General features: G+C 71.3%; 23 protein-coding genes. 11 read left to right on the forward strand and 12 right to left on the reverse strand.

Going from position 1 to position 26,294, the window contains the following annotated elements; translation table 11 throughout:
* Positions 1 to 40: 40 nt before the first annotated feature.
* Positions 41 to 1,264, reverse strand: a complete 1,224-nt coding sequence (locus LQK93_RS07215; protein ID WP_374970863.1) for an ABC transporter substrate-binding protein — start codon at positions 1,262 to 1,264, stop codon at positions 41 to 43.
* An 11-nt stretch (positions 1,265 to 1,275) separates the two neighbouring features.
* Entirely contained in the window at positions 1,276 to 2,388 is a 1,113-nt protein-coding gene (locus tag LQK93_RS07220) for an ABC transporter ATP-binding protein (protein ID WP_374970864.1), read from the reverse strand.
* Between the two features lie 115 nt (positions 2,389 to 2,503).
* On the opposite strand from LQK93_RS07220, the gene LQK93_RS07225 reads away from it, so the two are divergent.
* From LQK93_RS07225 to LQK93_RS07245, 5 genes are all read left to right on the forward strand, one after another.
* On the forward strand, positions 2,504 to 3,241 hold the full coding sequence (locus LQK93_RS07225) for a FadR/GntR family transcriptional regulator (protein WP_374970865.1): 738 nt from the start codon (positions 2,504 to 2,506) through the stop codon (positions 3,239 to 3,241).
* Between the two features lie 5 nt (positions 3,242 to 3,246).
* Positions 3,247 to 3,978, forward strand: coding sequence for a cache domain-containing protein (locus LQK93_RS07230; RefSeq protein WP_374970866.1), 732 nt, complete (start codon positions 3,247 to 3,249; stop codon positions 3,976 to 3,978).
* Between the two features lie 1,362 nt (positions 3,979 to 5,340).
* Complete coding sequence (locus LQK93_RS07235; protein WP_374970867.1) at positions 5,341 to 7,305, forward strand: primary-amine oxidase; 1,965 nt, start codon at positions 5,341 to 5,343, stop codon at positions 7,303 to 7,305.
* Between the two features lie 323 nt (positions 7,306 to 7,628).
* Positions 7,629 to 9,137: an aminotransferase class I/II-fold pyridoxal phosphate-dependent enzyme gene (locus LQK93_RS07240; protein WP_374970868.1), complete on the forward strand. Its 1,509-nt coding sequence runs from the start codon at positions 7,629 to 7,631 to the stop codon at positions 9,135 to 9,137.
* 244 nt (positions 9,138 to 9,381) lie between these two features.
* Positions 9,382 to 9,843 (forward strand): hypothetical protein, encoded by a 462-nt coding sequence (locus LQK93_RS07245; protein WP_374970869.1) that lies wholly within the window; start codon positions 9,382 to 9,384, stop codon positions 9,841 to 9,843.
* Here LQK93_RS07245 and LQK93_RS07250 read toward each other — a convergent pair.
* The 5 genes from LQK93_RS07250 to LQK93_RS07270 all read right to left on the reverse strand — a co-directional run bounded on the left by LQK93_RS07250 (position 9,798) and on the right by LQK93_RS07270 (position 15,067).
* On the reverse strand, positions 9,798 to 10,313 hold the full coding sequence (locus LQK93_RS07250; RefSeq protein WP_374970870.1) for a gamma carbonic anhydrase family protein: 516 nt from the start codon (positions 10,311 to 10,313) through the stop codon (positions 9,798 to 9,800). The two genes, LQK93_RS07245 and LQK93_RS07250, sit on opposite strands and share 46 nt — an antisense overlap.
* Positions 10,310 to 11,851: a peptide MFS transporter gene (locus LQK93_RS07255; protein WP_374970871.1), complete on the reverse strand. Its 1,542-nt coding sequence runs from the start codon at positions 11,849 to 11,851 to the stop codon at positions 10,310 to 10,312. Before LQK93_RS07255 ends, LQK93_RS07250 begins: the two co-directional genes overlap by 4 nt.
* Before the next feature lie 83 nt (positions 11,852 to 11,934).
* A complete protein-coding gene (bluB, locus tag LQK93_RS07260) occupies positions 11,935 to 13,629 on the reverse strand; it encodes a 5,6-dimethylbenzimidazole synthase (RefSeq protein ID WP_374970872.1) in 1,695 nt (564 codons plus the stop codon).
* 10 nt (positions 13,630 to 13,639) lie between these two features.
* On the reverse strand, positions 13,640 to 14,530 hold the full coding sequence (locus LQK93_RS07265) for an SDR family oxidoreductase (protein WP_374970873.1): 891 nt from the start codon (positions 14,528 to 14,530) through the stop codon (positions 13,640 to 13,642).
* Between the two features lie 24 nt (positions 14,531 to 14,554).
* Positions 14,555 to 15,067 (reverse strand): MarR family winged helix-turn-helix transcriptional regulator, encoded by a 513-nt coding sequence (locus tag LQK93_RS07270; protein ID WP_374970874.1) that lies wholly within the window; start codon positions 15,065 to 15,067, stop codon positions 14,555 to 14,557.
* Between the two features lie 134 nt (positions 15,068 to 15,201).
* On the opposite strand from LQK93_RS07270, the gene LQK93_RS07275 reads away from it, so the two are divergent.
* Positions 15,202 to 16,533 carry an MFS transporter gene (locus LQK93_RS07275; protein WP_374970875.1) on the forward strand — a complete coding sequence of 444 codons (1,332 nt, stop codon included), beginning with the start codon at positions 15,202 to 15,204 and terminating at the stop codon, positions 16,531 to 16,533.
* Between the two features lie 50 nt (positions 16,534 to 16,583).
* On the opposite strand, the gene LQK93_RS07280 is transcribed toward LQK93_RS07275, so the two are convergent.
* Complete coding sequence (locus LQK93_RS07280; protein ID WP_374971467.1) at positions 16,584 to 17,729, reverse strand: aminotransferase class I/II-fold pyridoxal phosphate-dependent enzyme; 1,146 nt, start codon at positions 17,727 to 17,729, stop codon at positions 16,584 to 16,586.
* A gap of 132 nt (positions 17,730 to 17,861) precedes the next feature.
* Here LQK93_RS07280 and LQK93_RS07285 point away from each other — a divergent pair, with 132 nt between their 5' ends.
* Both LQK93_RS07285 and LQK93_RS07290 read left to right on the forward strand, forming a co-directional pair.
* On the forward strand, positions 17,862 to 18,734 hold the full coding sequence (locus tag LQK93_RS07285) for an LLM class F420-dependent oxidoreductase (RefSeq protein WP_374970876.1): 873 nt from the start codon (positions 17,862 to 17,864) through the stop codon (positions 18,732 to 18,734).
* Between the two features lie 112 nt (positions 18,735 to 18,846).
* Positions 18,847 to 19,467, forward strand: coding sequence for an antibiotic biosynthesis monooxygenase (locus tag LQK93_RS07290; protein WP_374970877.1), 621 nt, complete (start codon positions 18,847 to 18,849; stop codon positions 19,465 to 19,467).
* Between the two features lie 101 nt (positions 19,468 to 19,568).
* On the opposite strand, the gene LQK93_RS07295 is transcribed toward LQK93_RS07290, so the two are convergent.
* Positions 19,569 to 19,925, reverse strand: a complete 357-nt coding sequence (locus LQK93_RS07295) for a YciI family protein (protein WP_374970878.1) — start codon at positions 19,923 to 19,925, stop codon at positions 19,569 to 19,571.
* Between the two features lie 169 nt (positions 19,926 to 20,094).
* On the opposite strand from LQK93_RS07295, the gene LQK93_RS07300 reads away from it, so the two are divergent.
* The gene (locus LQK93_RS07300; protein ID WP_374970879.1) at positions 20,095 to 20,925 is read left to right on the forward strand and encodes an LLM class flavin-dependent oxidoreductase; all 831 of its coding nucleotides are present in this window, start codon (positions 20,095 to 20,097) and stop codon (positions 20,923 to 20,925) included.
* A gap of 57 nt (positions 20,926 to 20,982) precedes the next feature.
* Entirely contained in the window at positions 20,983 to 21,648 is a 666-nt protein-coding gene (locus tag LQK93_RS07305) for an HAD family hydrolase (RefSeq protein WP_374970880.1), read from the forward strand.
* Here LQK93_RS07305 and LQK93_RS07310 read toward each other — a convergent pair.
* From LQK93_RS07310 to LQK93_RS07320, 3 genes are all read right to left on the reverse strand, one after another.
* Positions 21,641 to 22,576 (reverse strand): ABC transporter permease subunit, encoded by a 936-nt coding sequence (locus LQK93_RS07310; protein WP_374970881.1) that lies wholly within the window; start codon positions 22,574 to 22,576, stop codon positions 21,641 to 21,643. The genes LQK93_RS07305 and LQK93_RS07310 overlap by 8 nt on opposite strands.
* Entirely contained in the window at positions 22,573 to 25,398 is a 2,826-nt protein-coding gene (locus tag LQK93_RS07315) for an alpha/beta fold hydrolase (protein ID WP_374970882.1), read from the reverse strand. Before LQK93_RS07315 ends, LQK93_RS07310 begins: the two co-directional genes overlap by 4 nt.
* A 93-nt stretch (positions 25,399 to 25,491) precedes the next feature.
* Positions 25,492 to 25,740: a hypothetical protein gene (locus LQK93_RS07320; RefSeq protein WP_374970883.1), complete on the reverse strand. Its 249-nt coding sequence runs from the start codon at positions 25,738 to 25,740 to the stop codon at positions 25,492 to 25,494.
* A gap of 57 nt (positions 25,741 to 25,797) precedes the next feature.
* Here LQK93_RS07320 and tpx point away from each other — a divergent pair, with 57 nt between their 5' ends.
* Positions 25,798 to 26,292 (forward strand): thiol peroxidase, encoded by a 495-nt coding sequence (gene tpx / locus LQK93_RS07325; protein WP_374970884.1) that lies wholly within the window; start codon positions 25,798 to 25,800, stop codon positions 26,290 to 26,292.
* The last annotated feature ends 2 nt before the right edge of the window (positions 26,293 to 26,294 follow it).

A 26,294-nucleotide genomic window follows, 5' to 3' on the forward strand; every position in this document is an offset into this window, starting at 1 on the left:
CGGTCGTGCCCGTCATCAGGCGCCCGGGACGTCGTTGAGCTCAGCTGTTGCGGATCTCGGTCCAGGCCTTGGTCCACGCGGCGTAATCGGTGCACTTGACGTCGGTCCGGCGGTCGAGGCAGGCGCTGATGGGTGTCGTCCAGTAGTGCACCTTGGCGAAGTACGCCTCGTCTGCGGCGTGGAACACCTTGCAGTGGTTGGGATCCGCCGTCTCGGCGCACGCCTTCTTGTTCGCCGGCGCCTCGCCGAAGTACTCGGCGATCTGGGCGTTCACCTTGGGAGAGACGATGTGGTCGATGAACTTGTAGGCACAGGTCTTGTGCTTCGACTTCGCGCCGACCATCCAGGTGTCGGACCAGCCGGTCGCGCCCTCCTTGGGCAGGATCGCCTCGACCTTGGCTTTCTCACTCTGCGCGACGTTGGCGATGACCTGCCAGGTCGTGCCGATCGTCGTCGAGCCGTTCTTGAAGGCCTGGACCTCCTTGAGGTAGTCGGACCAGTACTCACTGACGTTGGCCTTCTGGGCCTTGAGCAGGTCGACGGCGGCGGCGAGCTGCTTGTCGTCGAGCGCGTAGGGGTCCTTGATGCCGAGCTCAGGCTTGGTCGTCATGAGGTACAGCGCCGCGTCGGCGATGTAGATGGGTGAGTCGTATGCCGTCACCTTGCCCTTCTGCGCGCCCGCCCTGTCGAAGACCGCCCCCCACGAGTCGGGCGCGGGCTTGACGAGGTCGGTGCGGTACATCAGCAGGTTGGCGCCGCGACCGTGCGGGATGCCGTAGGCGACGCCGTTCACCGAGTTCCAAGGCTTCATCTTGAGCGAGTCGAAGATGTCGGCGTAGTTGGGGATGAGTGAGGTGTTGACGGGCTCCACGTCGCCCGCGGCGATGAGACGCAGGGTCGCATCTCCCGAGGCCGACACGGTGTCGTACTGACCGGTGCGCATGAGCTGGACGGCCTCATCGGACGTGCCGAACGTCTTGACGTTGACCTTGCACCCAGACGACTTCTCGAAGTCGGTGACCCAGTCCACCTTGGGGTCATTGCTGCCGTTCTCGACATACCCGGGCCAGGCGAGGACGTTGACCTCCCCCTCGGGGGTGCCGAGCTTGTCGAGGGCCTTGAGGTCCGGCACCTGCATGCCACCGGGGGCTGCGCTCCCGCTCGGCGAGCCGGAGGTGGAGCTGCCGCATCCTGCCAGCGCGAGGAGGGCCGCTGCCGCGGCCGCCCCGACGGTCCCGCGCAGGGACTTCTTTGACGTGCGCACGCCGATCTCCTTCATCTGATGAGTGACTGCTGTGGTGAGGCTGCGAGCGGCGAGGGCTCCGGTGTGGGGGAACCGGGAACGTCGATGACGTGCTCCTGTCGCCAGTGGAGTGCGACGCGGTCTCCGCGCCGCAGAGCCGCGGAGCCCGCCCGCGTACCGGCGTTCTGCTCGAGGGCGGTGAGCCTTCCCCCGGCGTCGAGGGCGACGACGTAGCGTGTGACGGAGCCGCCGTAGACGACCTCCTCGAGGGTCCCCTCGGCGCTCTCGAGCCCATCGCCGGCCGATGTGCCGGCAGGCGCGACTGCGAGCTTCTCGGGCCGGATGGCGAAGGAGCCGTCACGCCGGTTGACGGCGCGGGCCGCCGCCCCGGTCAGCAGGTTCGACGTGCCGACGAAACCGGCGACGAAGGCGGAGGCGGGCTTCTCGTAGACCTCGTGGGCCGTCCCCACCTGCTCGATCCGGCCGGCGTTGAACACGGCAATCCGGTCGGACAGGGTGAGCGCCTCCTCCTGGTCATGCGTGACGAAGAGGAAGGTGATGCCGACGTCGCGCTGGATGCCTTTGAGCTCGACCTGCATCTGCTCGCGCAGTTTCAGGTCCAGGGCGCCGAGCGGCTCGTCGAGGAGCAGCACGGTTGGGCGGTTGACGAGGGCTCGCGCGAGCGCGACCCGCTGGCGCTGACCGCCGGAGAGCTGCGACGGACGGCGGCTGCCGTGGTCGGCGAGGCGGACCTGTTCGAGGGCCTCGGCCACTCGGCTTCGCCGCTCCGCACGCGAGACCTTCTTGACGAGGAGGCCGTACTCGACATTCTCGGCGACGCTCATGTGGGGGAAGAGAGCGTAGTCCTGGAAGACGGTGTTGACGTCCCGGTCGTAGGGCTGACGCCGGGTGACGTCCTCGCCCGCGAGCTCGATGCGACCGGCCGTCGGCTCCTCGAAGCCGGCGATCATCCGCAGGACCGTCGTCTTGCCGGAGCCCGACGGCCCGAGCATCGAGAAGAACTCCCCAGCACGGACCTCGAGGTCCACACCGTCGACGGCAACCACGGGCGGCGTCCCGGCGAACTCCTTGCGCAGCGCGCTCAGCCGGATGGCCGGCGTGCCGGTCGCCGTCTCGGCGGACATACAGACTCCTCTGCGGCGAGCAGTTCTTCCCTCTGGACGGAAAAGGTATGGGTCCATATGTTTACGCGCAAGAGCAACGGGCCAACTGGTGGGAGGAACTATGGCGGACCGGTCGATGCCGCTGGGCCCCTATGCCGCCGTGTTCGCCCCGCTCCCCCCGCAGAGACGGGCCGACGCCGTACGCCGTCGCCTCGGAGAGGCCATCGCGCTGGGTCTGCTGCCGGATGGAAGCATGCTGCCGCCCGAGAGCGACCTGGCCGACCGATTCGGCGTCGCCACCGTGACCGTCCGCGAGGCTCTGGGCAACCTGCGCGACGACGACCTCATCGTCACGCGACGCGGTCGCGGCGGCGGGTCCTTCGTCAAGGCCCCCCGAGACGGCGGCCGGGCCGCCCTCCTGGCTCGCCTTGCCCACGTCGGGCTCGGCGAGCTGCGCGACCTCGCCGACCACTACTGCGCCATCAGCGGCCACTGCGCGGCGCTTGCGGCGGACCGGGCGGACCCCGACGACGTGGAGCGACTGCGTCGCCTCGCCGCGTCGTGCGCCAAGCCCGAGGAGTCGAGCGGCGCCGCCCAGCAGGAGGGCACTTTCCACCTGGAGATCGCCGCGACGGCGCAGTCGGCTCGCCTGACGCGCGAGGAGATGGTGCTGCAGCGAGAGATCGGGCCGGTGCTCTGGCTGGCCGGTGCGGGTGCGGCGTCCGACGGCCGCCGTGAGCACGACACCGTCGTCGAGGCGATCGCCCAAGGTGATGCCCGGACAGCCCGGCTCCGGGCGGAGGAACATGTCAACACGCTGTTCGACGCGGTGAAGGCCCTGCACCGCGACACCCGATCGCGAAGGACCAGGTGACCGGCATGACGACCACGACGAACGCCATGGACGTTGCCCAATGGGTCTCAGGCTTCGGACGCTGGGCCTTCGACCAGCTCGACGACATCACCAGCCTGCTCCAGGCCCCACTGTCGCTGACCTCCCCGAGACGCTCCGACCTCTGCATCGAGCGACGGTGCCACGAACTGCTGGCCGATCCGCAGACACCCGTCGCCGGCGCCGGTGCCGTGCTCGCCCCGAACGTCCTGAGCGATGCGCCCTACTGGCTCGAATGGTGGACCGTGGAGTCCAGGGGCGGGTCGCACGTCGTCACCAAGCTCGCCGCCGAGACAGACCCTCGCGCGATCGGGTTCCGTGACTACACCGAGCTTCCTTGGTACGCAAAGCCCTTCGAAACCAGAGGTCGACACGTCACGGGGCCCTATGTGGACTACCTCTGCACCGACCAGTACACCCTCACCTTCACCCAGCCCCTCTTCGTCTCGGGGTCGTTCGCCGGCGTCGCCGGTGTCGACGTCCTGGTCGCCTGGTTCGAGGAGCACCTGCTCGACGTCATGGAGACGATCGACCGGACCTGCGTCCTCGTCAACGCCGCTGGACGGGTCGTCACGTCGTCCGATCCGACGTGGGTCACGGGTGACCTGATCCGCCAGCTCCCGGTGCAGGCCTGGCTGGACGCCGCGGAGCCAGATCACCCGGACTGGTGTGCCACTCGGTGCGAGGACCTGCCGTTCGTCGTCCTCACACCGCGCTGACCTCCGGTGGAGGGCCGCCATGGCGCACCCCGACCACAGCGACGCCGTCTGTGTGGCGGCGAAACCGCCGAGGAACCGTAGGCCAGAGGACCAGAAGTGGATGAGTCGGCCGATACGCCGGGGATCGCTACCGGTGGCAGTTGTCGTGCGGCCGTTGATGCTCCAAGCCTCTGACCTGCGAAGAGGAGCGTTGGCGACGTGGCCAGCGCGTGGTGCGCGACCTGACCGGTCTGTTGCGGACAATGCCGGCTCGTTCAACAATGAGGTGATCGGGTAGTCCCCCAGGCGAAGTGCCCTCGCGCAGCAGGGCTTGGTCACGAAGCATGGGTGACGGAGCAGCAATGTGTCTGCCAAGGGCAATGCTCGAACAGCCCGATCCCACGCCAAGCGGAAGGGTTCTGACGTGGCAAACCAACACACCGAGGTCGCGGACCACGAGCATCTTCCCGGCGATGGCTGTGAGACCGTCGAGCACGGGGACCACGTGGACCACGTGCATGGCGATGAGCACCACCAGGAGACGAGCGTCCATGCCGGCCACGAAGGAACGCACTCACCAGGTGACGGCTGTGAGATCCTGCAGCACGATGACCATGAGGATCACATGCATGACGGTCATCGCCATCACCAGCACGGGGACCACGTCCACGAGCACTAGTCGCGTATCCGGGCGGTGGGGCTGACTGTGAGGATCGCTCTGCAGCCTGATCGTGCTGGGCTGTGGCTGATGGCCGTGGGTGTGACCCTTGGACTGACTGGCTTCGTGCATTGAGTGGGACTTGTCCGCTCACAGCCGTTCGCCCCTCGGGCTGACGTTCGACCGTCGTGAGCAGGGTGAGCGGAACGCGGCGGTGGAGGCCGCGCGCAACGGTCCGAACCCCAGGGCGGTCCGGGTTACTCGCGCCGCCAGCACCGGGCACCGGCGGTGTCTGGATTTCACCTGTTGAAGGCGCGTGGTACGCGATCGGGGACCACGCCGAAGACGGCGTGGCCGATTCGTACCGCGCCCTGGCGGGGCCTGCTGGCATGACCCGTGAGCAGGCCATCGAGAGGGCGCTCGCGCAGCCAGCTGAGCGCATCCACATCCACGACGCCGAAGACTGGGTGCCAGTGCCCCGACCCTGACCGCACCTGACCATCGCCCTCACCCACCCAGGGCCCGGGTTCGAGTTCTTGCCTTCACCCTCCGGCAGACGCACGATGATTGTGAGGAGAACCGCACGCCTGTAGCTCGTTCACGGCGCTCGCGGGAACCGGGCCGGGGGCGAGGGGATCGCCGTTTCGGCGATAGCAACAAGGCTCGGACGGTTGAGCGGCGTTGCCCAGGACCGTCCTTGTCCGGCCAAGCCGAGGGGAGGATCGATGGCCTCGTCCACGATTCCAACAACCGCGACAACGCACCCGCTGTCACCGCTCACCGCCGAGGAGGTCAAGGCGGCTACCGAGATCCTGATTCGATCGGGCCAGGTCCCCGCCGGAGTGCGCTTCGTCTCAGTCTCCCTGCATGAGCCACCCAAGGCGCAGGTGTTGGCCTGGGATGGGGCGTCGGGCGTGGACCGCGAGGCGTTTACCGTGGTCTACGACCGAGCCCGCCGCCAGGTGTACGAAGCGGTTGTGTCAATCACTCGCGGAGAAGTGGTGCGCGGCCAGCCGGTCCCCGGTGCGATGCCGTCCTATCTCCTCGAGGAGGTGTACGCCGTGATCGCAGTGGTCAAGGCTGATCCGCGGTGGCAGGAGGCAATGCGACGTCGAGGCGTGACCGACCTGTCCTTGGCCCACATCGATCCGTGGCCCGGGGCCTGGCTGTCCGAGACCGACCCCGGTGACCGTCGCGTATGCCGGGCACTGACCTGGGTGCGTCCGCCGGTGGAGAACGGTCATCCGTACGCTCGCCCGGTGGAAGGGCTGGTGACTCTGGTGGACTTCGACCGGATGGAGGTGGTCGACGTTTCCGACACCGGTGTGGTGCCCATCCCGCAGTCCGATGGCGAGTACGTCCCCGAGCTGCTCGCTGATGCGGGTGAGCGTAACCGGCCGAAGTTCGCCGGCCTCCGCGCCGATGTGCGGCCGCTCGAGATCACGCAGCCGGAGGGGCCGAGTTGGCGCGTCGACGGGCACCAGGTGAGCTGGCAGAAGTGGCGGTTCGTCCTCGGCTGGAGCGCCCGCGAGGGGATCGTGCTGTCCGACGTTCGCTACGACGACCGGGGGGAGTTGCGCCCGGTGCTCTACCGGGCATCGGTGTCGGAGATGGTGGTGCCCTACGGCGATCCGGCACCCACGCATGGACACAAGCTGGCTTTCGACGAGGGCGAGGCGGGGCTGGGGTTGCTTGTCACTCCACTGACTCTCGGCTGCGACTGCCTCGGAGTCATTCAGTACTTCGACGGTCTTGGCGTCGACCAGGATGGGAACCCGTTGGACCTGCCCAACGCGATCTGCATGCACGAGGAAGACGTCGGCATCGCGTGGAAGCACTTTGACTACCAGCGTGAGACCACCGAGGTGCGCCGGATGCGGCGGCTCGTGATCTCGTCAATCATCAACTTGTCGAACTACGAGTACGGCTTCTTCTGGTACCTCTACCAGGACGGCAGCATCGAGTTCGAGGTGAAGCTCACCGGCGTGCTCTCCACTGGCGCCTACCGTCCCGGTGAGAAGCCACGACACGGTACCGCGGTGGCCCCAGGGCTCTATGCGCCCAATCACCAGCACTTCTTCTGCGTCCGGCTGGACGCAGACATCGACGGGCAGGCGAACACCGTCGTGGAGGTCAACTCCGAAGCGGTCCCGATGGGGCCGGAGAACCCCTATGGCACCGCCTGGAGGGCGGTCGAGACCCCGCTGCTCACGGAGCAAGCTGCCCAGCGCAACGTCCACCCGGAAAGCGGTAGGTTCTGGCGGATCATGAACCCGGCACAAGTCAACGAGATGGGCGCCCCCGTCTCCTACCGTTTGCACCCCGGAGACAATGTCAGCCCCTTCATGCATGAGGACTCCCCGATGCGTCAACGGGCCCTGTTCGCCACCAAGCACCTCTGGGTGACGCCGTACGATCCCCGTGAGCGGTACGCCGCGGGCAACTACCCCTGGCAGAACCCCGGGCCGGATGGCCTGCCGCGGTGGACAGATGCCGACCGCAGCATCGACAACACCGACGTCGTGCTGTGGTACGTGGTCGGGACACACCACGTACCCAGGGTCGAGGAATGGCCCGTCATGCCCGTGGCCAAAGCCGGATTCCACTTGGTACCCGACGGATTCTTCGATGGCAACCCCGCCCTCGACCTGCCACGCCCCAGCGATAGCGACCACCGGCACGGACCGTGATCATTTCCGGCTCAACCGGCCGCAGAAGCCCAAGCGACTCGGTGGCCATGGTCGAGAGTGTGCCAGCGGAGGCCGCGCTGGCACTCCGGGGCGCGCAGGGCCCGTTGGTTCTTCGCGCCCTGCCTACCGCATGGGCGCGTCCGCTCATGCTGCCCGCCGGGCGCGCGCCCAGCCGGTCAGTTGGGTCTCACCGTGAGACCATCGCCGCGTGAGGCAGGATTTGCGCCGAACACGGCCATCGCTTCCGCGACGGCTCGCTTCAAAGGTCGCGGAGCTGGTGGTCGTGCCCAACCGCCATCCGCGGCTCCTGGGGCGGCGGACTGATGCGCGCGGTCAACGTGTGGGTCGACTTCAGCCAGGTACGCGCGCTCCCGCAAGGGCTGGTAGACACCCGGCAGGACTGGAGAACCGTGCCTACTGACCCGAACCGCTTGCGGGACAACGCGCCGCTGCTGGACGCCTGGCTGCGCTTTCAAGAACAGGCTCCGACGCCCTTCACCATCCCCGGTCACAAGCAACGCCACGACCTCGTCGGTGACGTGGTCGGCGGCGACGTGCCGCTGTACGCCGGCCTGGACACGATGAAGCTAACCACCGGCGTCCTGAGCCAGGCCGAAGAGAAGGCAGCGAGACTGTGGGGCGCCGACTACTGCCGCTTCTCCACCGGTGGCGCCACCCACGCCAACCAGGCCGTGGCGCTGGCCGTCGCGGCGGATGGGGACAAAGTCGTTGTCAGCCGGACCCTGCACCGGTCACTGTTCCTCGGACTGGTCCTCGCCGGGCTCATGCCGGTCTGGGTGCACCCCGACGTCGACCCGACCTCCGGACTGCCCAGCGGCGTGGCGCCTGAGGCGGTGGACCGCGCGCTGACCGCCCACCCCGACGCCAAGGCGGTGTTCGTCGGTGAACCCTCCTACGTAGGTACCGTCGGTGATGTCGCGGGGCTCGCGCATGCCGCACACGCCCACGCAGTCCCGCTGGTCGTCGACGCCGCCTGGGCCGCCCACTTCGGCTTCCACCCGGACCTTCCCCGCCACGCGCTCCAGCTGGGCGCGGACGTCATGATCACCAGCGCGCACAAGACGCTGCCGGCATGGAGCCAAGCTGCGCTGGTGCTCGCCCGCACCGACCGCGTGGACGTGGCCCGGCTCGAGGCCGGGGTCGAGGCAACCGCCACCACGAGCCCGGCCGGCGCCATCCTCGCCAGCACCGACGCCTCCCGCGCGCTGCTCGAACGCGACGGCCACGCTCTCCTGGCACCGGTGATCGCGGCGACAGCCGCGGCCCGACACGCGTTGCGGACCGTCGAGGGTCTGCACGTGCTGGACGGCCCGACGGTCGACCCGCTCAAGCTCACGCTCGTGCTCGGTGGCACCGGCGCCGACGGAAACCGCGTGGAGCAGGACCTGCTCGCTGCCGGCCTGCCGGTGGAGTCCGCGGACCGCGACGTCGTGATCGCGGTCGTGTCACTGGCTGACACCGACGTCACGGTGCAGCGACTGGCCACGCTGCTGGCCCAGTCGATCGAACGCCACCGCGGAGCACCTCGCGCCATAGCGGGATCCGCCTGCTACGGGGTGGTCCCAGTCACCGTGGCCACGCCGCGCGCCGCGTTCTTCGCGGCCACCGAGACCGTCCCACTCGCCGAAGCGGTGGGGCTGGTCTGCGCGGAACTGGTGGCGCCCTACCCGCCCGGCATCCCCGTGCTCGCGCCCGGCGAACTGGTCACCGCTCGGGCACTGGCCGCCCTGCGCCACGCACGCTCCATCGGCGTCCGGATTGCCTACGCCGCCGACCCGTCGCTCCGCACCTTGCGGGTCGCCGCACGCTGAGCGCCCCCCGTAGCAGCACGAACCGCTCTGTCCATTCGAAGACGCGACGACGTACCCCACGTCGTGCTCGCCGGTCGTCCGCATCTGCCGCTCGTCGGACGACCTCCGACCGTGCGCATTCAACGCTCCGGCCCAGCAGCCGACGCGTTCGGGCGTCCCAGGCAGGCGATGGTGGCGACCGCGCTCCCTGCGTAATCTTTCCTGAATCGTCACGTTGGCACCCACCACGAGGCACGATGGCGGCGTGGGTATCCCCGACAGGTTGCTCAGCCGACCCTTACGCCCTATTGGCTTCCCGTACGTCGTGATCGTGGCGGCGCTGGCAACGGTGGGCTTCACGATGGAGTCGACGCCGCTGATTCTGCTTGCGGCGCTGTTGACGCTGCCGTCGAGCGTCATCGCCGTCCCCAGCTACTACGTGCTCTATGGACTGCTGGCACAGATTCCCGGAGCCAACCCATCGGACAGCACCGGGTCCGGCTCATGCACGCTCGGTGGAGGGTGCTATGAATCGACCGCGGGAGGCGCCGCGACCTGGTTCACGGACACGACCGAGCTCCTCGGCATGCTCATGCTGCTCGCCGCCGCGGTGTTCAACGTCGTCATGCTCCAACGGCTGATCGCCGCCAGGCAACCCGAGGCGGGTGCAGCCGAACAGGCTCAGGCGCGGGTGGCCTCGCGGTGGCGCCGGGCGAGCTCGAGGTAGACCTCGGCGTTGGCGCGGATCCGCTCCAGGCCCACATCGTCGATCTCGCGACGGACCTTCCCGGGCACGCCGGCGACGAGCGACCGCGGCGGGATGACGGCACCCTCGGGCACGACGGCGCCCGCGGCGACGAGGCTGCCGGCCCCGATGCGCGCGCCGTTGAGCACGACCGAGCCCATCCCGATGAGGCAGTCGTCCTCGATGGTGCAGCCGTGCAGCACCGCGCGGTGGCCGACGGAGACCCCGGCACCGATCGTCGTCGGGTGACCTGCGTCGGTGTGCACGACGACGCCGTCCTGCAGGTTGCTGCGCTCGCCGAGGACGATCGGGTCGAAGTCGGCGCGGAGCACTGCGGTGTACCAGACGCTCGATCCGGCACGCAGGTCGACGGCCCCGACGAGGTCGGCGCTGGGCGCCACCCAGGCGGTCTCGTGGACCGCCGGGGTGATCCCGGCGAGCGTGATGATCATGCGTTCACCAGCTCGCTCTCGGTGCGGTCGGTGGAGTGCAGCTCCGCCGTCGCCATCCGGCGCCGGATCCACGGGACCAGGGCGAAGAGGACGGCCGCGACGACCAGCGTGATGATGCCGTTGACGACGTAGTAGGCCGCGTTGCCGAGGCCGCCCATCGCCTGGATCAGCTGTGCGGCGATGGCCTGTCCGGCGGCACTCCCGAGGAACCACAGCGCCATGGCCTGGCTCGAGAAGGCGCGCGGGGCGAGGCGGGTCGTGGCGGACAGGCCGACCGGCGAGAGGCAGAGCTCCGCGACCGTCTGGAGCAGGAAGATCCCGCCGAGGACGTACACCGGGGCGGTGTTGCCCGAGTAGGTGGCGAACGCCCAGGCCATGGCCAGGGCCGACAGGCCGATGAGCGCGACACCGAGCACGAACTTCATCGGCGTCGAGGGGAACCGGCCGGCCCGCTTGGTCCAGATCCACCCGAAGATCGGGGCGAGCAGGACGATGGCGAGCGGGTTGATCGACTGGAACCACTCGGGGTTCACGGTGACGCCCGCGGTCTGCTTGACGGTGTTCTCGGCGGCGAAGAGGGCCATCTTGCCCGCTGCCTGCTCGAAGATCATCCAGAAGAGCATGGCGCCGATCCACAGCGGCAGGTAGGCGGCGAGGTGGGTCTTCTCCTCGCGCTCGACCTTGGGGCTGCGGAACATCATCGTGAAGTAGGCGATGGGCGTGAGCACGGCCACGATCGAGATGGCGTCGATGACCTGGTCGAGGAGTGTGTCGCGCCAGAGGCCCGCGACGAGCACGATGGCCACGAACGCGACGACCGCGCCGAGCGCCAGTGCCGCGACCCTGCCGCGCTCGTGCGGCGAGAGCGGGTTGGGGACGTCGTCGACGACCGGGCCCAGGGCCTTGCGCCCGAGCACGAACCACACGATCGCGATGGCCATGCCGACCGCCGCCGCCGAGAAGCCGGCGTGGTAGCCGTAGGTGGCCCGCAGCCAGCCGACGACGAGCGGCGAGAAGAACGAGCCGATGTTGATCGACATGTAGAAGATCGAGAAGCCGCCGTCTCGGCGGGCGTCCTCGGGGCGGTAGAGGCTGCCGACCATGGACGAGATGTTCGGCTTGAGCAGGCCGGTGCCGAGGGCGACGAGCGCGATGCCGAGCCAGGCGGTGCCCGAGGCGGGGATGGCGAGGCACACGTGGCCGGCCATGATCACGACGGCGCCGTAGAGGGCCGAGCGGCGGGCCCCGAACACGCGGTCGGCGGTGAAGCCGCCGATGATCGAGAGCAGGTAGACCGAGGCGCCGTAGATCGCGACGACGGCCGTGCCGGTCGTCTCGCCGATGCCGAGGCCGCCGTGGGCGGCGGTGTCGATGAGGAAGTAGAGCAGGATGGCGCGCATCCCGTAGTACGAGAAGCGCTCCCAGAGCTCGACGAAGAAGAGCGTCGAGAGGCCTCGGGGGTGCCCGAGGAAGGCCCTGTCGTCGGCGCTCGAGCCCGGCTGCGGGGTGGGCGGGCGGTCCTGGATCTGTGTGGACATGTGTAGTTCTCCAGCCCCTCGTGGGGGCGGTCGGACGGCAAACAACCGTCCCAAAGTAGGTGGGTCGCAGCCCAGATCCAAACTCAGAAGGTGCGCGCGACACCGTTCCGCAGGGCCAGCGCGTCCTTGACCAGACCCGTCGCGAGGGCGGCTCCGACGCCCTCACCGGCACGGATCCGCAGGTCGAGGAGCGGCTCGAGACCGAGCTCCTGGAGCACCGCGGCGTGGCACTTCTCACGGGAGCGCTGGCCGGCCACGAGGTGGGCCGCCACCGCCGGCTCGAGGCGCGCGGCGGCCAGGGCGCACACCGACGTGGCCAGCCCGTCGAGCACGACGACACCGCTCGCCTCGACGACCCCGAGGACGACGCCGGTGAGGACCGCGAGCTCTCCCCCGCCCAGCCGCCGGACCGCCTCGGCAGCCCCGACCGGAGCCGGCGCGATGCCGCCCCGGAGGCTGCCCCGGACCCGGGCGAGGGCCCGGCTCACGACGTCTCGCTTGCGCTCGACCATCGCCGCGTCGGCCGACGAGCCGCGTCCCACGACGTCCTTGGCGGGCAGCGCGAGCATTGCGGCGGCGACGGCGGCCGCCACCGTCGTGTTGCCGACGCCGACCTCGCCGAGGGCCACCGGCCCCGTGGCCGCGAGCTCGCGACCCCGCTCCCGCCCGAGACCGAGCAGGGCGGCATACGTCGGCTCGTCGAGAGCGTCGGTCGTGACGAGATCGCCTCTGGCCCAGCCGATCCCGGCGTCGATGAGCTCGACCTGCAGGCCCGCGGAGCGGGCCGCGACGGCGCCCATCGACGTCCCCTCACGCGTGGCGCGGGCCACGTCGGCGGTGACGGACGGGTCGAAGGCGGAGACGCCGTATGCCGTCACGGCGTGGTCGGCGGCCGCGACGACAAGGGTGCCTGCCCCGTCCACCGCGGGCAGTGCCGTGATGCGGTCGAGGACGGTGTCGAGGACGCCGAGGGACCCGGGAACGGTGAGCAGCTCGTCGGAGCGGTCGCGGGCGGCGACGAGCTCCGCGGGTTCGGGGGCGCGCAGGTGCGAGGTCGGGGCGTCGCGCTCGCTCCAGCGCTCGCGCATGACGACCTGCTCGAGCGGAAGGCGCTTGCTCCACCCGGCGCGCTCGAGACCCGGCTCGGGCGGACGCTCGTCCGGCCAGCCGAGACAGAGCCAGCCGAGCGTCTCGACGCCGTCGGGCAGGCCGAGCAGCTCGGCGAGCTCGGCAGGCTCGAAGAGCGTCACCCAGCCGAGCCCGAGGCCGTGGGCGCGGGCGGTCAGCCACATGTTCTCGATGGCCGCCGCGCACGACCAGAGGTCCGCGTCCGGGAAGGTGGCTCGGCCGAGCACGCCGGCGGCGGGTGTGCGGCGGTCGCATGCGACGACGACCCCGACGGGCGCCTCGCGGATGCCCTCGAGCCTCAGGTCGAGCAGCCCGCGCGCCGACTCCTCGGTCATGCCGGCGGCCTGGCGCAGCCGGGAGCGGTCGGCCATGAGCGCTGCCGCGTCTCGGGTCGCCTGCTGCGCGACCACGATGAAGCGCCACGGCTGGGAGTGCCCGACGGAGGGGCCGCGGTGGCCGGCGGTCAGCACCGCGGTCAGCACGTCGTCGGGCACCGGGTCGGCGCGGTAGCGGCGGATGTCGCGGCGCGCGCCGACGACCCGGGCCAGCGACGCGATGTCGTCGGGGAGCGCCCAGGCGCCCGGCGCCGAGGCGCGCTCGGCCGCCGACGTCGGGTCGCCGATCCTCGGCACGGGCCTGCGGAAGCTCACGCGCCCGACTCTAGTTCGCGGGCTGCTCGATCCAGGACCGCGTCGCGCCGAGCACCCGGGCGCCGTCGGTGTCGGCGAGCGAGAGCCCGACGAAGGCCCTCGCCCACTCCGACGTCTGCCAGCGGAAGCGGTACTCCTCCGCCGTGACGGCGTCGGCGATGGCGACCGCCGCGCCCTGGGACGACTGCGCGTCGGCGAAGGCACCCGCGGTCCGGGCGAGGTAGGCGTCGAGCTGGGCGGCATACGGGTCGGCGTCCGTGTCGTCGTCATTGGCGGGCGTCGCCGACGGGCGCGCGACGTTGGCGACGAAGTCACTCGCGACGGCGGCCGGCTCGACGACGCTGACCCGCACCCCGTGGTCCAGCATGACGACGGCGAGGGACTGCATGAAACCCTCGACGGCGAACTTCGCTCCGCAGTAGGCGTCGGCGAAGGGCTGGCCGACGGCGCCGCCGACGCTCGTCACGGTGAGTACCCGGCCCGACCCGCGCTCGCGCATGTGCGGCAGGACGAGCTTGGTCAGGGCGACGGGGCCGAGGTAGTTGACCTCGAGCTGGTCGCGGACCTCGTCGAGGCTCAGCTGCTCGGCGGTGCCGACGGCGCCGCGGCCGGCGTTGTTGACGAGGACGTCGATGCGGCCGTGGTCGGCGAGGACGCCATCGACGCAGGTGCGGGCGGCCTCCTGGTCGGTGACGTCGAGCGGCCGCACGTCGAGCTCGACACCCGCCTCGCTCGCCGCCTGCCGCAGCGCGGCGTCCCGGCCAGGGTCGCGCATGGTGGCGACGACGGCGTGGCCGCGGCGAGCGAGCTCGACGGCGGTGTGCAGGCCCATGCCGGAGGACGTCCCGGTGACGAGGGCGACGGGGTGGCCGTTCGGGCTGGTGGAGGGGTGGTTGGCCATGCCCGGACGCTACGCCCGGGAGGCTCAGGCGTCGATGTCGTCGAGGCCGGCGATGACGATCTCGAGGAGCCGGGCGAGCTCGCGCCGCTCGTCGTCGGACAGTCCCCGCAGCGTGTCGCTCTCGACGACGTTGGACTCGCGCACGGCCGCCCTGAACAGGGCCCAGCCGTCCTTGGTCAGGGAGACGAGCGTGCGGGTGCGGTTGGACTCGTCGGGCCGGCGCTCGAGCAGGCCGCGTCCGGCCATCTTGTCGAGGCGGTGGGTCATCGAGGAGGGGGCGACGTTGGAGAGGTCGGCGAGCTGGCTGGGGGTCAGGCAGGTGTCACCGGCCCGGGCCAGGGCGGCGAGCACCGCCCACTCGCCCTGCGAGAGGTCGAGGTCGGCGAACTGGCGGCCGTACCACTGGTCGAGCTTCTTGGTCACGGCGTAGACCGCGGTGATGACGCGCTGCACCGACTCCTCGCCGCCCGCGGCGACGTAGGTGGCGACGTCAGCCGCGTGCTCCTGCTGGGCGGTCCGCCGTCGCTTCGCTGCCATGGGAACGCATTGTGGCACCTAACCGGGCCAGTGCTACTATTTCGAAGTCGAACTTCGAATACGAAATATTCGAGGTCGAAGGCGTGTTGACTCCGCCGTCCCCCGAACCAACCCTGAGAAAGGGTGTGAAACCCATGCGCACCAAGCTGCTCATCCTGGCGTCGTCGATCGGCATGCTCGGATGGGGCACCGTCCTGCCCTACCAGTACGCGTATGCGGCCGACACCCGCGGCTGGGGCGCCTTCGCGGCCGCCCTCGCCAGCACCCTCTTCTCCGTTGGCGCCCTCGTCGCGGCACCCTTCGCCGGGCGCCTCAGCGACCGCTTCAACCCGGTGACCGTCGCCGTCCTGGCCAAGCTGCTCGCCGCCGCCGGCGTGGCCAGCCTGGTCTGGGCCGACGACGCCTCGACCTTCCTCGTCGGCATGTTCGTCTTCGGCTTCGGCCTGACGGCGGCCACGCCCGCCGCGTCCGTCCTCGTCCTGCGCTGGGCGGGGCACGCCGACCGGCGCAAGGTCTTCGCCTACAAGTTCACCGCGGAGTCCATCGGCATGGCGGTCGGCGCCTTCGTGGCCGGACAGTTCGTCGACCTCTCGAAGGCCGACGGGATGACGCTCGCCTTCGTGGCTGCAGGCCTCGGTTTCACGCTGTCCGCCGGCATCGTCCAGCTCGCCGGCATCGGTGCACCCGCCGACGCGGAGGTGGACGTCGCCGCCGGGGAGGCGGAGCCCCGGGTCGGCACCGTCGAGGCGCTGCGCCGGATCTTCGCCGTGCCGGCGCTGCGGTGGACGGCCGTCGTGACGGTGACCCTCGCGCTCGGGTTCTACGCCCAGTTCGAGTCCGGGCTGCCGGCCTACGCGCTGACGGTGCTCGAGACCCCCGCGTCGGCCATCGGCCTCGCCGCCGCGGTCAACTGTGTCGTCATCGTCGTGCTGCAGGTCGTCGTGATCCGGCTCACCGCGCACCGTCCCGCCGGTTCGCTGCTCATGGTCGTCGGTGGCATCTGGACGCTGTCGTGGGTCGTGCTCTCGACCGCCCAGCTCGTCTCGCCGGGCGTCGCGTCGGCCCTCTTCGTCACCACCTTCGGCATCTTCGCCGTCGGCGAGACGATGTATGCGCCGGTGCTCAACCCGCTCACCGCGAGCCTCGCGCCCAAGGGCCTGGTGGGCACGACGCTCGGCACCTTCACGGCGATCCAGACGACCTTCTCGGCCGTCGGTCCGCTCGTCGCCGGCGCCCTGCTCGGCCTGGGGCTGGCGGACGGCTTCCTCGGCCTGCACCTGGCCATCAGCCTGGTCGCCGTCTACGGCGCCTGGCGCCTGCGGGCCGCGCTGCGGTCCCGTCCCGCCGAGGTGCGCATCGGCCGGCCGGTCACGGCACCGGCCGGCGCCCCGGCGCCCGCCGCCACGGCCGCACCCGCGGGGCCCGCGGGGTCGGCGGGGTCGGCTGCGGTCACCGCCGCAGCCTGAGCCCCGTCGGGCGGCGACCGCCGCCTCGGGCCTCCTCCGACGAGCTCAGGTCAGCGGGCGTTGAAGGCCTCGATGCGGTCGATGGCCTCGGCGACGGCCGTCGTGCCGGCGGCGAAGCTGAGCCGCACCGAACGACCGCCGGCACGGTCGTCGAAGTCGCCCCCCGGCGTGATGGCGACACCCGCCTCGTCGAGCAGCGCGCGGGCGTATGCCGCCGAGCTGCCCCACCGGGCCAGCTGCGGCCCGAGGTCGGCCCAGTAGTAGAACGCGCCGTCCGGCGGGGCCGACTCACCCCAGCCGAGGCGGGAAGCGTTGTCGAGCAACAGCTTCCGCGTCCGCGCGAACTCGGCGACGGACTCGTCGCACTCGCGGTAGGACTCCTCCGCGAAGGCCGACACGGCGGCATACTGCGCCGGCGCGGGCGGGCACAGCGCGACGTTGCCGGCGAGCGCGTCGACGGGGCGCACGAGGTCCTCGGGGAGCAGCATCCAGCCCAGGCGCCAGCCGGTCATCCCCCAGTACTTGCTGAAGGACGAGATGACGATGGAGGTGTCGGCACACTCCCACGCGCACACGCCGCGCGGGTCCTCCGCGCTCGGGTCCGGGTAGGTGACGCCGTGGTAGATCTCGTCGCTGACGAGGCGCACGCCGTTGGCCGCGCACCAGTCGGTGACGGCGGCGAGCTCGGCGCGGTCGACCATCGTGCCGGTCGGGTTGGCGGGCGACGCCACGATGAGCCCGGCCAGCGGCCCGTCCTCCCGGGCGGCGTCGAGCAGCTCCGGCGTCGGCTGGTAGCGGGTCTCGGGGCCGCAGTCGATCTCGACCACCTCGCATCCCAGCGAGGTGAGGATGTTGCGGTAGGCCGGGTAGCCGGGACGCGCGAGGGCGACGCGGTCACCGGCGTCGAAGGCGGCGAGGAAGGCCAGCACGAAGGCGCCGGACGAGCCGGTCGTGATCGCGACGCGCGCGGGGTCGACGTCGACGCCGTACCAGCGCCCGTAGTGCATCGCGATCTCGGAGCGCAGCTCGCGGATGCCGAGCGCCGAGGTGTAGGTCAGGGCGCGGCCCGAGGAGTGGATGCGGGCCGCCGACTCGGAGACCAGCGACGGCGCACCACCCGACGGCTCGCCCGCGCAGAGCGACACGACATCGCGGCCCTCGGCCCGCAGCACCGCCACCCGATCGAGCACGTCCATGACCTCGAACGGCGGCACCTGCGAGCGCCGGGACGGGTGGAGCGGGCGGTTCGGGGAGGTCACCCGGCCAGTGTGCCCGAAGCCTCAACAGGGGGTGCCGCGCGCCCCCGGAGCGGACGTAGTGTGCGAGGCATGGACCTCGGACTGCACCTTGCCAGCTTCACGTGGAGCGGCGGCTCCGCCACGTTCGTCGACGACCTCGTCCGCACCGCGAAGACCGCGGAGGACGTCGGTTTCACCAAGCTCTCGGTCATGGACCACGTCTGGCAGATCCGGCCGATCGGGCCGCCGGAGCAGGAGATGCTCGAGGCCTACACGGCGCTCGGCTTCCTCGCCGCGGTCACCGAACGCGTACAGCTGCTCGCGTGGGTCACGGCCGCCGTCTACCGCGCGCCCGGCCTGCTCGCCAAGGAGGTGACGACGCTCGACGTGCTGTCCAGGGGCCGGGCGATGCTCGGCATCGGCGCCGCGTGGAACGAGGAGGAGTGCGTCGGACTCGGGCTGCCCTTCCCGCCCACCGCCGAGCGCTTCGAGCGCCTCGAGGAGACCATCCAGATCTGCCTCCAGATGTGGAGCGACAGCGAGGAGCCGTATGTCGGCAAGCACTACCGGCTCGGACGCACCCTCAACTCGCCGCAGTCGGTCCAGCGGCCCCACCCGCCGATCCTCATCGGCGGGGGCGGCGAGAAGAAGACGCTGCGGATGGTGGCGCAGTACGCCCAGGCCTGCAACCTCTTCGACAGCCCGGAGCTCGCGCACAAGCTCGACGTGCTGCGGGGCCACTGCGAGGCCCTCGGCCGCGACTACGACGAGATCGAGAAGACGGTGATGGGTCCCATCGACCCGGGCCCGAACGGCGAGAACGTCGACGCCACTCTCGAGCACCTGCGCGAGCTCGCCGACCTCGGTGTGACGCACGTGCAGATGCGCGTCGCCGACGGCTCGCGCACCGACTGGCTCGAGCTCATCGGCGAGCGGATCATCCCCGAGGCCGCCAAGTTCTGAGGTGCGACTGGACGCCTGACCGCTTTGGCCGTTGCCCCTGCTCGTGGCCCCGGAGGAGTCTGGAAGAGGCGACGGCGCACAAGGTGCCGCCCGGACACGGAGGAGGTGGGCCGTGTACGCACGATCCACGACTATCCATGGCCAGCCCACGATGATCGACGCGGGCATCAAGCACGTCAGGGACGTGGTGATGCCGCAGGTCAGAGAACTACCCGGCTGTGCCGGCATCTCGTTGCTGGCCGACCGCTCCAGCGGTCGGTGCATCGTCACCACGGCGTGGGAGTCCGAGCAGGCCCTGCGCGCGTCCGCAGAGGTCGTCGGTCCCATCCGCGCCCGAGCGGCCGAGGAGTTCGGCGGCGAGGTCTCGGTGGACGAGTGGGAGGTCGCCTACCTGCACCGCAACCACCACGCGGCAGCCGGTGCCTGCGCCAGGGTGACGTGGACCGAGGGGGATCCGGCAGCCGTCGACCGAGTCGTCGACGTCTTCAGGGCGAGCATCATGCCCCGGGTCGAGAAGCTCGAGGGCTTCTGCAGCGCGAGTCTCTTCGTCGACCGCGCAGCAGGGCGCAGCTGCGTCACCGCCACCTACGACTCGACCGAGGCGATGACCAAGGCGGCCGACACGGCCATGGGTCTGCGCGCGGACCTCGTGCAGGAGACCGGCATGCGCGTCGTCGAGGTCGCCGAGTTCGAGCTCGCCCTCGCACACCTCGACGTGCCCGAGCTCGTCTGAGGTGTCCCGGACGGCGCCGGTCGCCCTGTGGCCGGCGTCGTCCGCGGCTGCCGTCGCTGCCGCCCGCGGGGGTCGTGCTCAGCAGGGGTCGATCCGGCCAGTCACCCGATGCGCGGCTGCGGCCCGAAGCGGCGGAGCTCCTGCGGCCAGCCGCAGCCCTCCGCGATCCTGCCAGCCCACAGCTTGGCGGTCTCGTCGTCAGGCACGTCGATGACGGTGAACCCGCCGAGGAACTCCTTGGTCTCGACGTAGGGCCCGTCGGTGACGACCGGGGTCCCTCCGTCCGGCTGGGCGCTGTAGACCGGTGCGTCCTCCTCCAGCCCTCCGGCGAAGACGTACGCGCCGGCCTCCTTCAGCTCCTGGATCACCGCCATCGAGGGCTCCACCCGCCCGCGGAACCACTCCTCGCTGTGGTCGCCGACCCACTGCTGGTTGAAGTAGACGAGGTACTCGGGCACGGCTGCTCCTTCTGCTCGGGCGGCCCTGGTGGACCGCAGTCACGTACTCCACGAACGGCGACGGGCGATTTCGACAGGCCCCTCACCAAGCACCTGGGCCCCTGGGCACCTGCTCCTGGCACCCATCCTGCCGGACCCAGCGTGCTGCGCGGTGGGCATGATCTGTCCCATGACCACGCGCCGCGGCCTCTTCGTCGCCCCGTTCGACTCCCTCGCCGACCCCCGGGTGGTCGGCGACCTGGCTGCAGCGGCGGAGGCTGCCGGCTGGGACGGCTTCTTCCTCTGGGACCACCTGCAGTACGGCGAGAGGGTGTCCGCGATCGCCGACGTGTGGACGTGCTGCGCAGCCGTGGCGATGCGGACCGAGCGGCTGCTGCTCGGCCCGATGGTGACCCCGCTCGCACGGCGGCGTCCGCAGGTGCTGGCGCGGCAGGCTGCGAGCCTGGCCGTGCTCTCCGGTGGCCGGTTCGTGCTGGGACTCGGGCTGGGCGACGACTGGGTCGGGGAGTTCAGCGGCTTCGGCGACGAGCCGGACCCGCGGGCGCGCGCCCGGATGCTCGAGGAGGGCCTGGACGTGCTCACCGCACTGCTGTCCGGCGAACGGGTCGAGCACGACGGCGCCCACTACTCCGTGCACGACACCCGGTTCCGTCCTGCTCCTGCCGTGCCGATCTGGCTGGCGGGGCGGTTGGGCAACCGGGCGCCGCTGCGCCGGGCCGCGCGTTACGACGGCTTCTTCGTCATCGACCTCGACCGGCCCGAGGACCTCGATGTGGTGGGCGCCGCCCTCACGGAGCACCGGGCCGCGCCGGGCTTCGACCTGGTGGTGGACCTGCGGCCCGAGCAGGACCCGGCGCCATGGCTGGACCGCGGCGCGTCGTGGGTGCTGACGAGGATCGGTCCCTTCGACCTCGACCTCGCCGAGGTCCGCCGCATCGTCGAGGCCGGGCCGCCTGGCCGACGAGGGTCACGAACGCCTGGACCGGCCGCTGCTCCCTGACGGGCTGACGGGCTGAGGCGGAGTTTGGTCGTCGCGGACGACGGGTACCTCGTGGGCATGACCGAGCCCCCCATCGCCGTCCTGGACATCGACGGGACCCTCGTCGACTCCAACTACCAGCACGCGCTCGCGTGGTACCGCGCGCTGCGCTCGGTCGGGGTGACGCACCCGGTGTGGCGGCTGCACCGGCTCATCGGCATGGGCGGGGACCAGCTCGTCAAGGCGGTCGGAGGCGACGAGCTCGAGCGCCGGGTGGGCGACCGGGCGCGGGAGGAGCAGGGCAGGCAGGTGGACGCCATGCTCGAGGAGATGGCTCCCCTGCCCGGCGCCCGGGACCTGCTGGTGGCCATCAAGGAGCGCGGCCACCGCCTGGTGCTGGCCAGCTCCGGTCAGCAGCGCCACGTCGACTTCTTCCTCGACCTGCTGGGCGCCCGCGACATCGTCGACGGCTGGACCACCAGCTCGGACGTCGAGGCCTCCAAGCCGGCACCGGACCTGCTGCACGTGGCGCTGGAGAAGCTCGGTGCGCCGCCGGACGCGGCGAGCGTCATGGTCGGCGACTCGGTGTGGGACGTCGAGGCGGCCAAGAAGGCCGGAATGCCGACGATCGTGGTGCGTTCGGGGGGCTTCGGCGACGACGAGCTCGAGCGCGCCGGCGCCATCGCGATCTACGACACTCCCGGCGACCTCGCGGAATCCCTGGCGGACACCCCGCTCAGCTGAGGATGTCGGAGCGCCGGAACCGCCGGTAGGCGAGCATCGTGAAGGCCGCTGCCCAGACGAGGGACCACAGCGTGCCGTGCAGCATGTCGGTCCAGTCCGGCGAGACGGCCAGGGCGTCCTGCCACGAGCGCGAGTAGTGGCCGGGGAAGGCGTTTCGGTAGGGGTCGAGCGCGTCGAGCTGGTCGAGGATGCTGAAGAGGATGTTGACCAGCACCGCGCCTCCCACGGCCGCGAGCGGGGCGTCCGAGCGCGTGCCGATCCAGAAGGCGATGGAGGCGACGGGCAGCAGCGTGACGAAGATGTAGGCCATGGCGAGCGCCAGCCGCGGCAGGAACTGGCCCCACGAGAGGTTCTCGCCGAGCGGGTTGGTCAGCGGGTCCCAGCCGTAGGCGATGCCGCCGACGACGAGCGCCCACGCCGGCAGGAGCACGGTGGCCAGCAGCGTGGAGGCGACGCCGATCACGAGCTTGCTGGTGAGCAGCCTGGCCCGCTGGACCGGCGCGATGAGCAGGTAGCGCAGGGACGACCACGACGCCTCGGCGGGAACGGCGTCACCGCAGAAGAGCGCGGCGAGGAGCACGAGGAGCAGCTCGGAGGCCAGGAAGACGAGCACGAGGCTGAAGTTGGCCGCGCCGCTCTGGGCGAGGTCGAAGATGCGGCTCGATGCGCTGCCACGGCTGTTGCTCGATCGTTGCCCGAAGGCGAAGGAGCCGACGAGGACGAGCGGCAGCGCGAGGAGCAGCCCGAAGGCCCAGAGGGTGCGTCGTCGGCCCCACTGGCGCCGCAGCTCGGACCGCCACGACAGCGGGTCGTGCACGTGGCGGATCTCGCCGACCCGCGCCGCGGGTGCCATGACGTCGAGGAGCGCCTCACCGGCGGCCGGCTCGTGCGCGTCCCTGACCATCTCGTCCTTGCGGGTCTCGCTCATCGGGCCCTCACCTGCCTCAGTCGCTCGACGAGCGACTCACCCTCGTCCCGGGGCTCGCCGTCCCCGCCTGCGGTCCCCGCCGGCCCTTGCGCGCTGGCCGACGAGATGACGCCGAGGAAGACCTCCTCGAGGTGGCGGCGGCTGCTGACACCGACGACCGGCAACCCCGCAGCGACCGCCGCGGCCACGACCTCTGCCCGGGCGCGGTCCGCCACGACGACGAGGCGCGTCGGGGTGTCGGTGCGCACGTCGCGGATGCCGTCGACCGCCGCGAGCGCGTGGACGCCGGCGCGCACGACGTCGTGGTCGACGTGCTCGGGCAGGTCGAGGATCGTCGTGTCGTCGCTGTCGACGAGCTCGGCGACCGGGCCCGAGGTGACCACGCGCCCGGCGTGCATGACGACGACGTGCGTGCAGGTCATCTCCACCTCCGCCAGCAGGTGGCTCGACACCACCACGGTGCGGCCGCTCTCGGCGTAGCGCCGCAGGATCGGGCGCATCGCGGCGATCTGCGGCGGGTCGAGACCGTTGGTCGGCTCGTCGAGGATGAGCAGCTCGGGCAGCCCGAGCATCGCCTGCGCGATGCCGAGGCGCTGGCGCATCCCCTGGCTGTAGGACTTGACCGGGCGGTCGACGGCCCCGCCGAGCGCGGCGACGTCGAGGGCCTCGTCGAGGTGGGCGTCCTCCGGCGCCCGACCGGTGGCGGCCCAGTACGCCTCGAGGTTCTGCCGGCCGGTCAGGTGCGGGAGGAAGCCGGGGCCCTCGATGAGCGCACCGACCCGGCCGAGCACCGCTGAGCCGGCCGTGACCTGCTCGCCCAGCACGTGAACGGTGCCGGAGTCGGAGGAGATCAGGCCCATGACCATCCGCATCGTCGTCGTCTTGCCGGCCCCGTTGGGGCCGAGCAGCCCGACGACCTGGCCCTTCTCGGCCCGCCAGGAGACGTCGTCGACGGCGCGGTGGCCGTCGGCATACGTCTTGACGAGCCCCTCGACGACGAGTGGCACGTCGGCAAGCTCGGGACGCGCGGGCAGCTGCAGGCGGCGCCGCCGCCGCACCAGCCAGCCGACGAGGGCGGCGACGAGCAGCAGCACGAGGGCGGACGAGGCGAGCAGCGTCTCGGTGTCGACGCCGCTCGCGACCGCTCCGCTGGCCGCGGCGCCGACCGCGACCGGGAGGACCAGCCCGGAGGCGTCGGAGACGCGGATGGTGCTCGGCACGCGCGAGTTGGCGTAGGTCGACTCGGTGCTCGTGAGCAGCACGCGCCACCGGGTGCCCGCCGGCAGCTCGTAGGTCGCCGCGGGCAGCGAGAGGGTCACCGGGGTGGGCCTGCCCGGGGTCACGGGGACCCGGATCGGCGCCACGAGCGGGTTGGTCAACGTCGTCGAGCCGCCGGTGACGCGCCACACCGACGCGAACAGCGTGACGTCGCGCGCGTCGGAGGTGACGGTCAGGCGCAGCGTCGGCGACCCCACGACGGTCGTCGACCGGTCGATGGGCGTGGTGTCGAGCGCCGTGGACTGCCCGGGCAGCGCGGCGATCTGGTACGTCGAGAGGCTGACCCCGAGCGAGGCGAGCCCCGGCACTGCGACGAGAGAGGCCGGCTGCCCACCGGGCGGGTGCACGAGCGCACCGCCGTGGGTGGCCAGGGGCAGCGAACGCGTGGTCAGCGTCGAGCCGGAGAGCCCGGGGTATGCCGGCAGCGTGTGCAGCGTCGTCGGCTGCCCCTGTCGGGCGGGCGGGGTGGGATACGTGAAGGCCGCGGTGGGAAGCGCGGAGTCCCGCGGCGCCCTGTCGCGCACGTAGTGGTCGAGCCACGTGTAGGAGGCCTCGAGCTCCTCGTCCTCGTGGGTGCTCGGGGCGTCGTGGCCGCCGTCGCTCCACCGGACGGCATACGGCGTCCTGGTCGCGGCGAGTGCCGACGCGGTGGCGTCGGCCTGGTCGAGGCCGAAGAGCGAGTCGCCGATGCCCTGCACGAGGAGCGTGGGGGCGGTGACCCGGTTCATCGTCGGCTTGGGGCTGTGCGCGCGCAGCAGGGCGGTGAGCTGGGGCGATGGGGCGCCCGTCTCGGAGGCCTGGAGGAAGAGGCGGCAGATCGTCGGGTCGAAGCGGCCGCACTGGCCGGCTCCCACGCCGGCGGCCTGCGCGCCGCGCAGTGCCGACAGGAAGAAGTTGGTCGCCCAGACCTGCTTGAAGGGTCCGGGGGCGTCGATGGGCGCACGCCCGGCGGCCGTGGTCGGTGCACGCCTGACCGCCGCCTGCGGGAAGAACGCGTCGACGAGGTCGTTCCACGTGATCGCCGAGACGACGCCGTCGACGCGGTGGTCGGCGCCGGCGAGCATGAGCCCGAGCGCCCCGCCGTAGGAGGCGCCCATGACCCCGGCCCGCGGGTCGCCGGGCCCGTCGAGCTCGACGTCGTTGCGCTTGGCCGCGAGGTCGAGCAGGGCTCTCGCGTCGGCGATCTCGTAGGCGGGGTCGTCGAGGTGGATGCGGCCGCCGGACGCGCCGTGCCCGCGGGCGCTCCACGCGATGACGACGTAGCCGCGGTCGTGCAGGTCGTTCGCCTGGCTCGTCACCGAGTCCTTGCTGCCGCCGAAGCCATGGGCGAGCAGCACGACCGGGTGCCTCCCGCTCGGCTGCGGCCACACCGAAACGTCGAGGCGCACGGGCGTGCCGTCGGGCTCGGCGCCCACCGGGACCGTGGTGGGCTGCGGGGAGACGGGGTCGGCGACGGGAGCAGCGGCCCACGCGGCGGGAGCCGGGGCCGTCGCCAGGCTCGAGCCGAGCAGCAGCGCGGCGAGGAGGGGCGCCCGGACCGACATGCCCACATCACATCACGGGGGCCCGACGGAAGCGTCCTGCCCGTCGAGGGTTGCGCGCCGGCGGGCGCCCTCGACGGGCGCGGGCCGGGCAGGTCAGTCGCGGTCGAGGCGCTGCTCGAGGAGGTAGGCCACGACGATGCACACGACGAGGACCAGAACGGGCGGGAGGAAGCGGGCAGCACCCTCGAGCCGCAGCCAGTCGTACGGGGCGGTGGTCAGCTCGAGGACGGGGAGCTCGAGCAGGTAGCGCACGATCGGCAGGACCCCGAAGACGAGGCCGACGACACCGACGAGGTTGATGACCAGGCGCCTGCCGCCCCCGGGCTCCGGCGACTCACTCATGCGCTCCAACCTACGGGGGCTCGCGGGCCCGCTCGCGGGACGGTGTAGAAATCAGCCATGGCCACCACCTCTCTCGGAGACACCCTCGTGCACACCGTCGGCGAGCTGCCGGCCGTGGGCTCCCCCGCTCCGGCATACACGCTGACCGGCGCCGACCTGCGCGACGACGTCACCCTCCCCGCGGGCAAGCGGGTGGTCCTCAACATCTTCCCGAGCGTCGACACCGGGGTGTGCGCGACGAGCGTGCGTCGCTTCAACCAGATCGCGGCGGGCCTCGACAACGCGACGGTCGTCTGCGTCTCGGCCGACCTGCCGTTCGCGCTCCGCCGGTTCTGCGGCGCCGAGGGGATCGACGGCGTCGTCGTCGCCTCCACATTCCGCTCGAGCTTCGGCTTCGACTACGGCGTGCGCATGGAGAACGGCGGCTTCGCGCGCCTCATGGCCCGCGCGGTGGTCGTCATCGACACCGACGGCACGGTGCTGCACACCGAGCTCGTCCCGGCCATCGGCCAGGAGCCGGACTACGACGCGGCCGTCGCCGCGCTCGGCTGAGG

The organism is Terrabacter sp. BE26 (assembly GCF_041941675.1).
GTDB lineage: Bacteria > Actinomycetota > Actinomycetes > Actinomycetales > Dermatophilaceae > Terrabacter.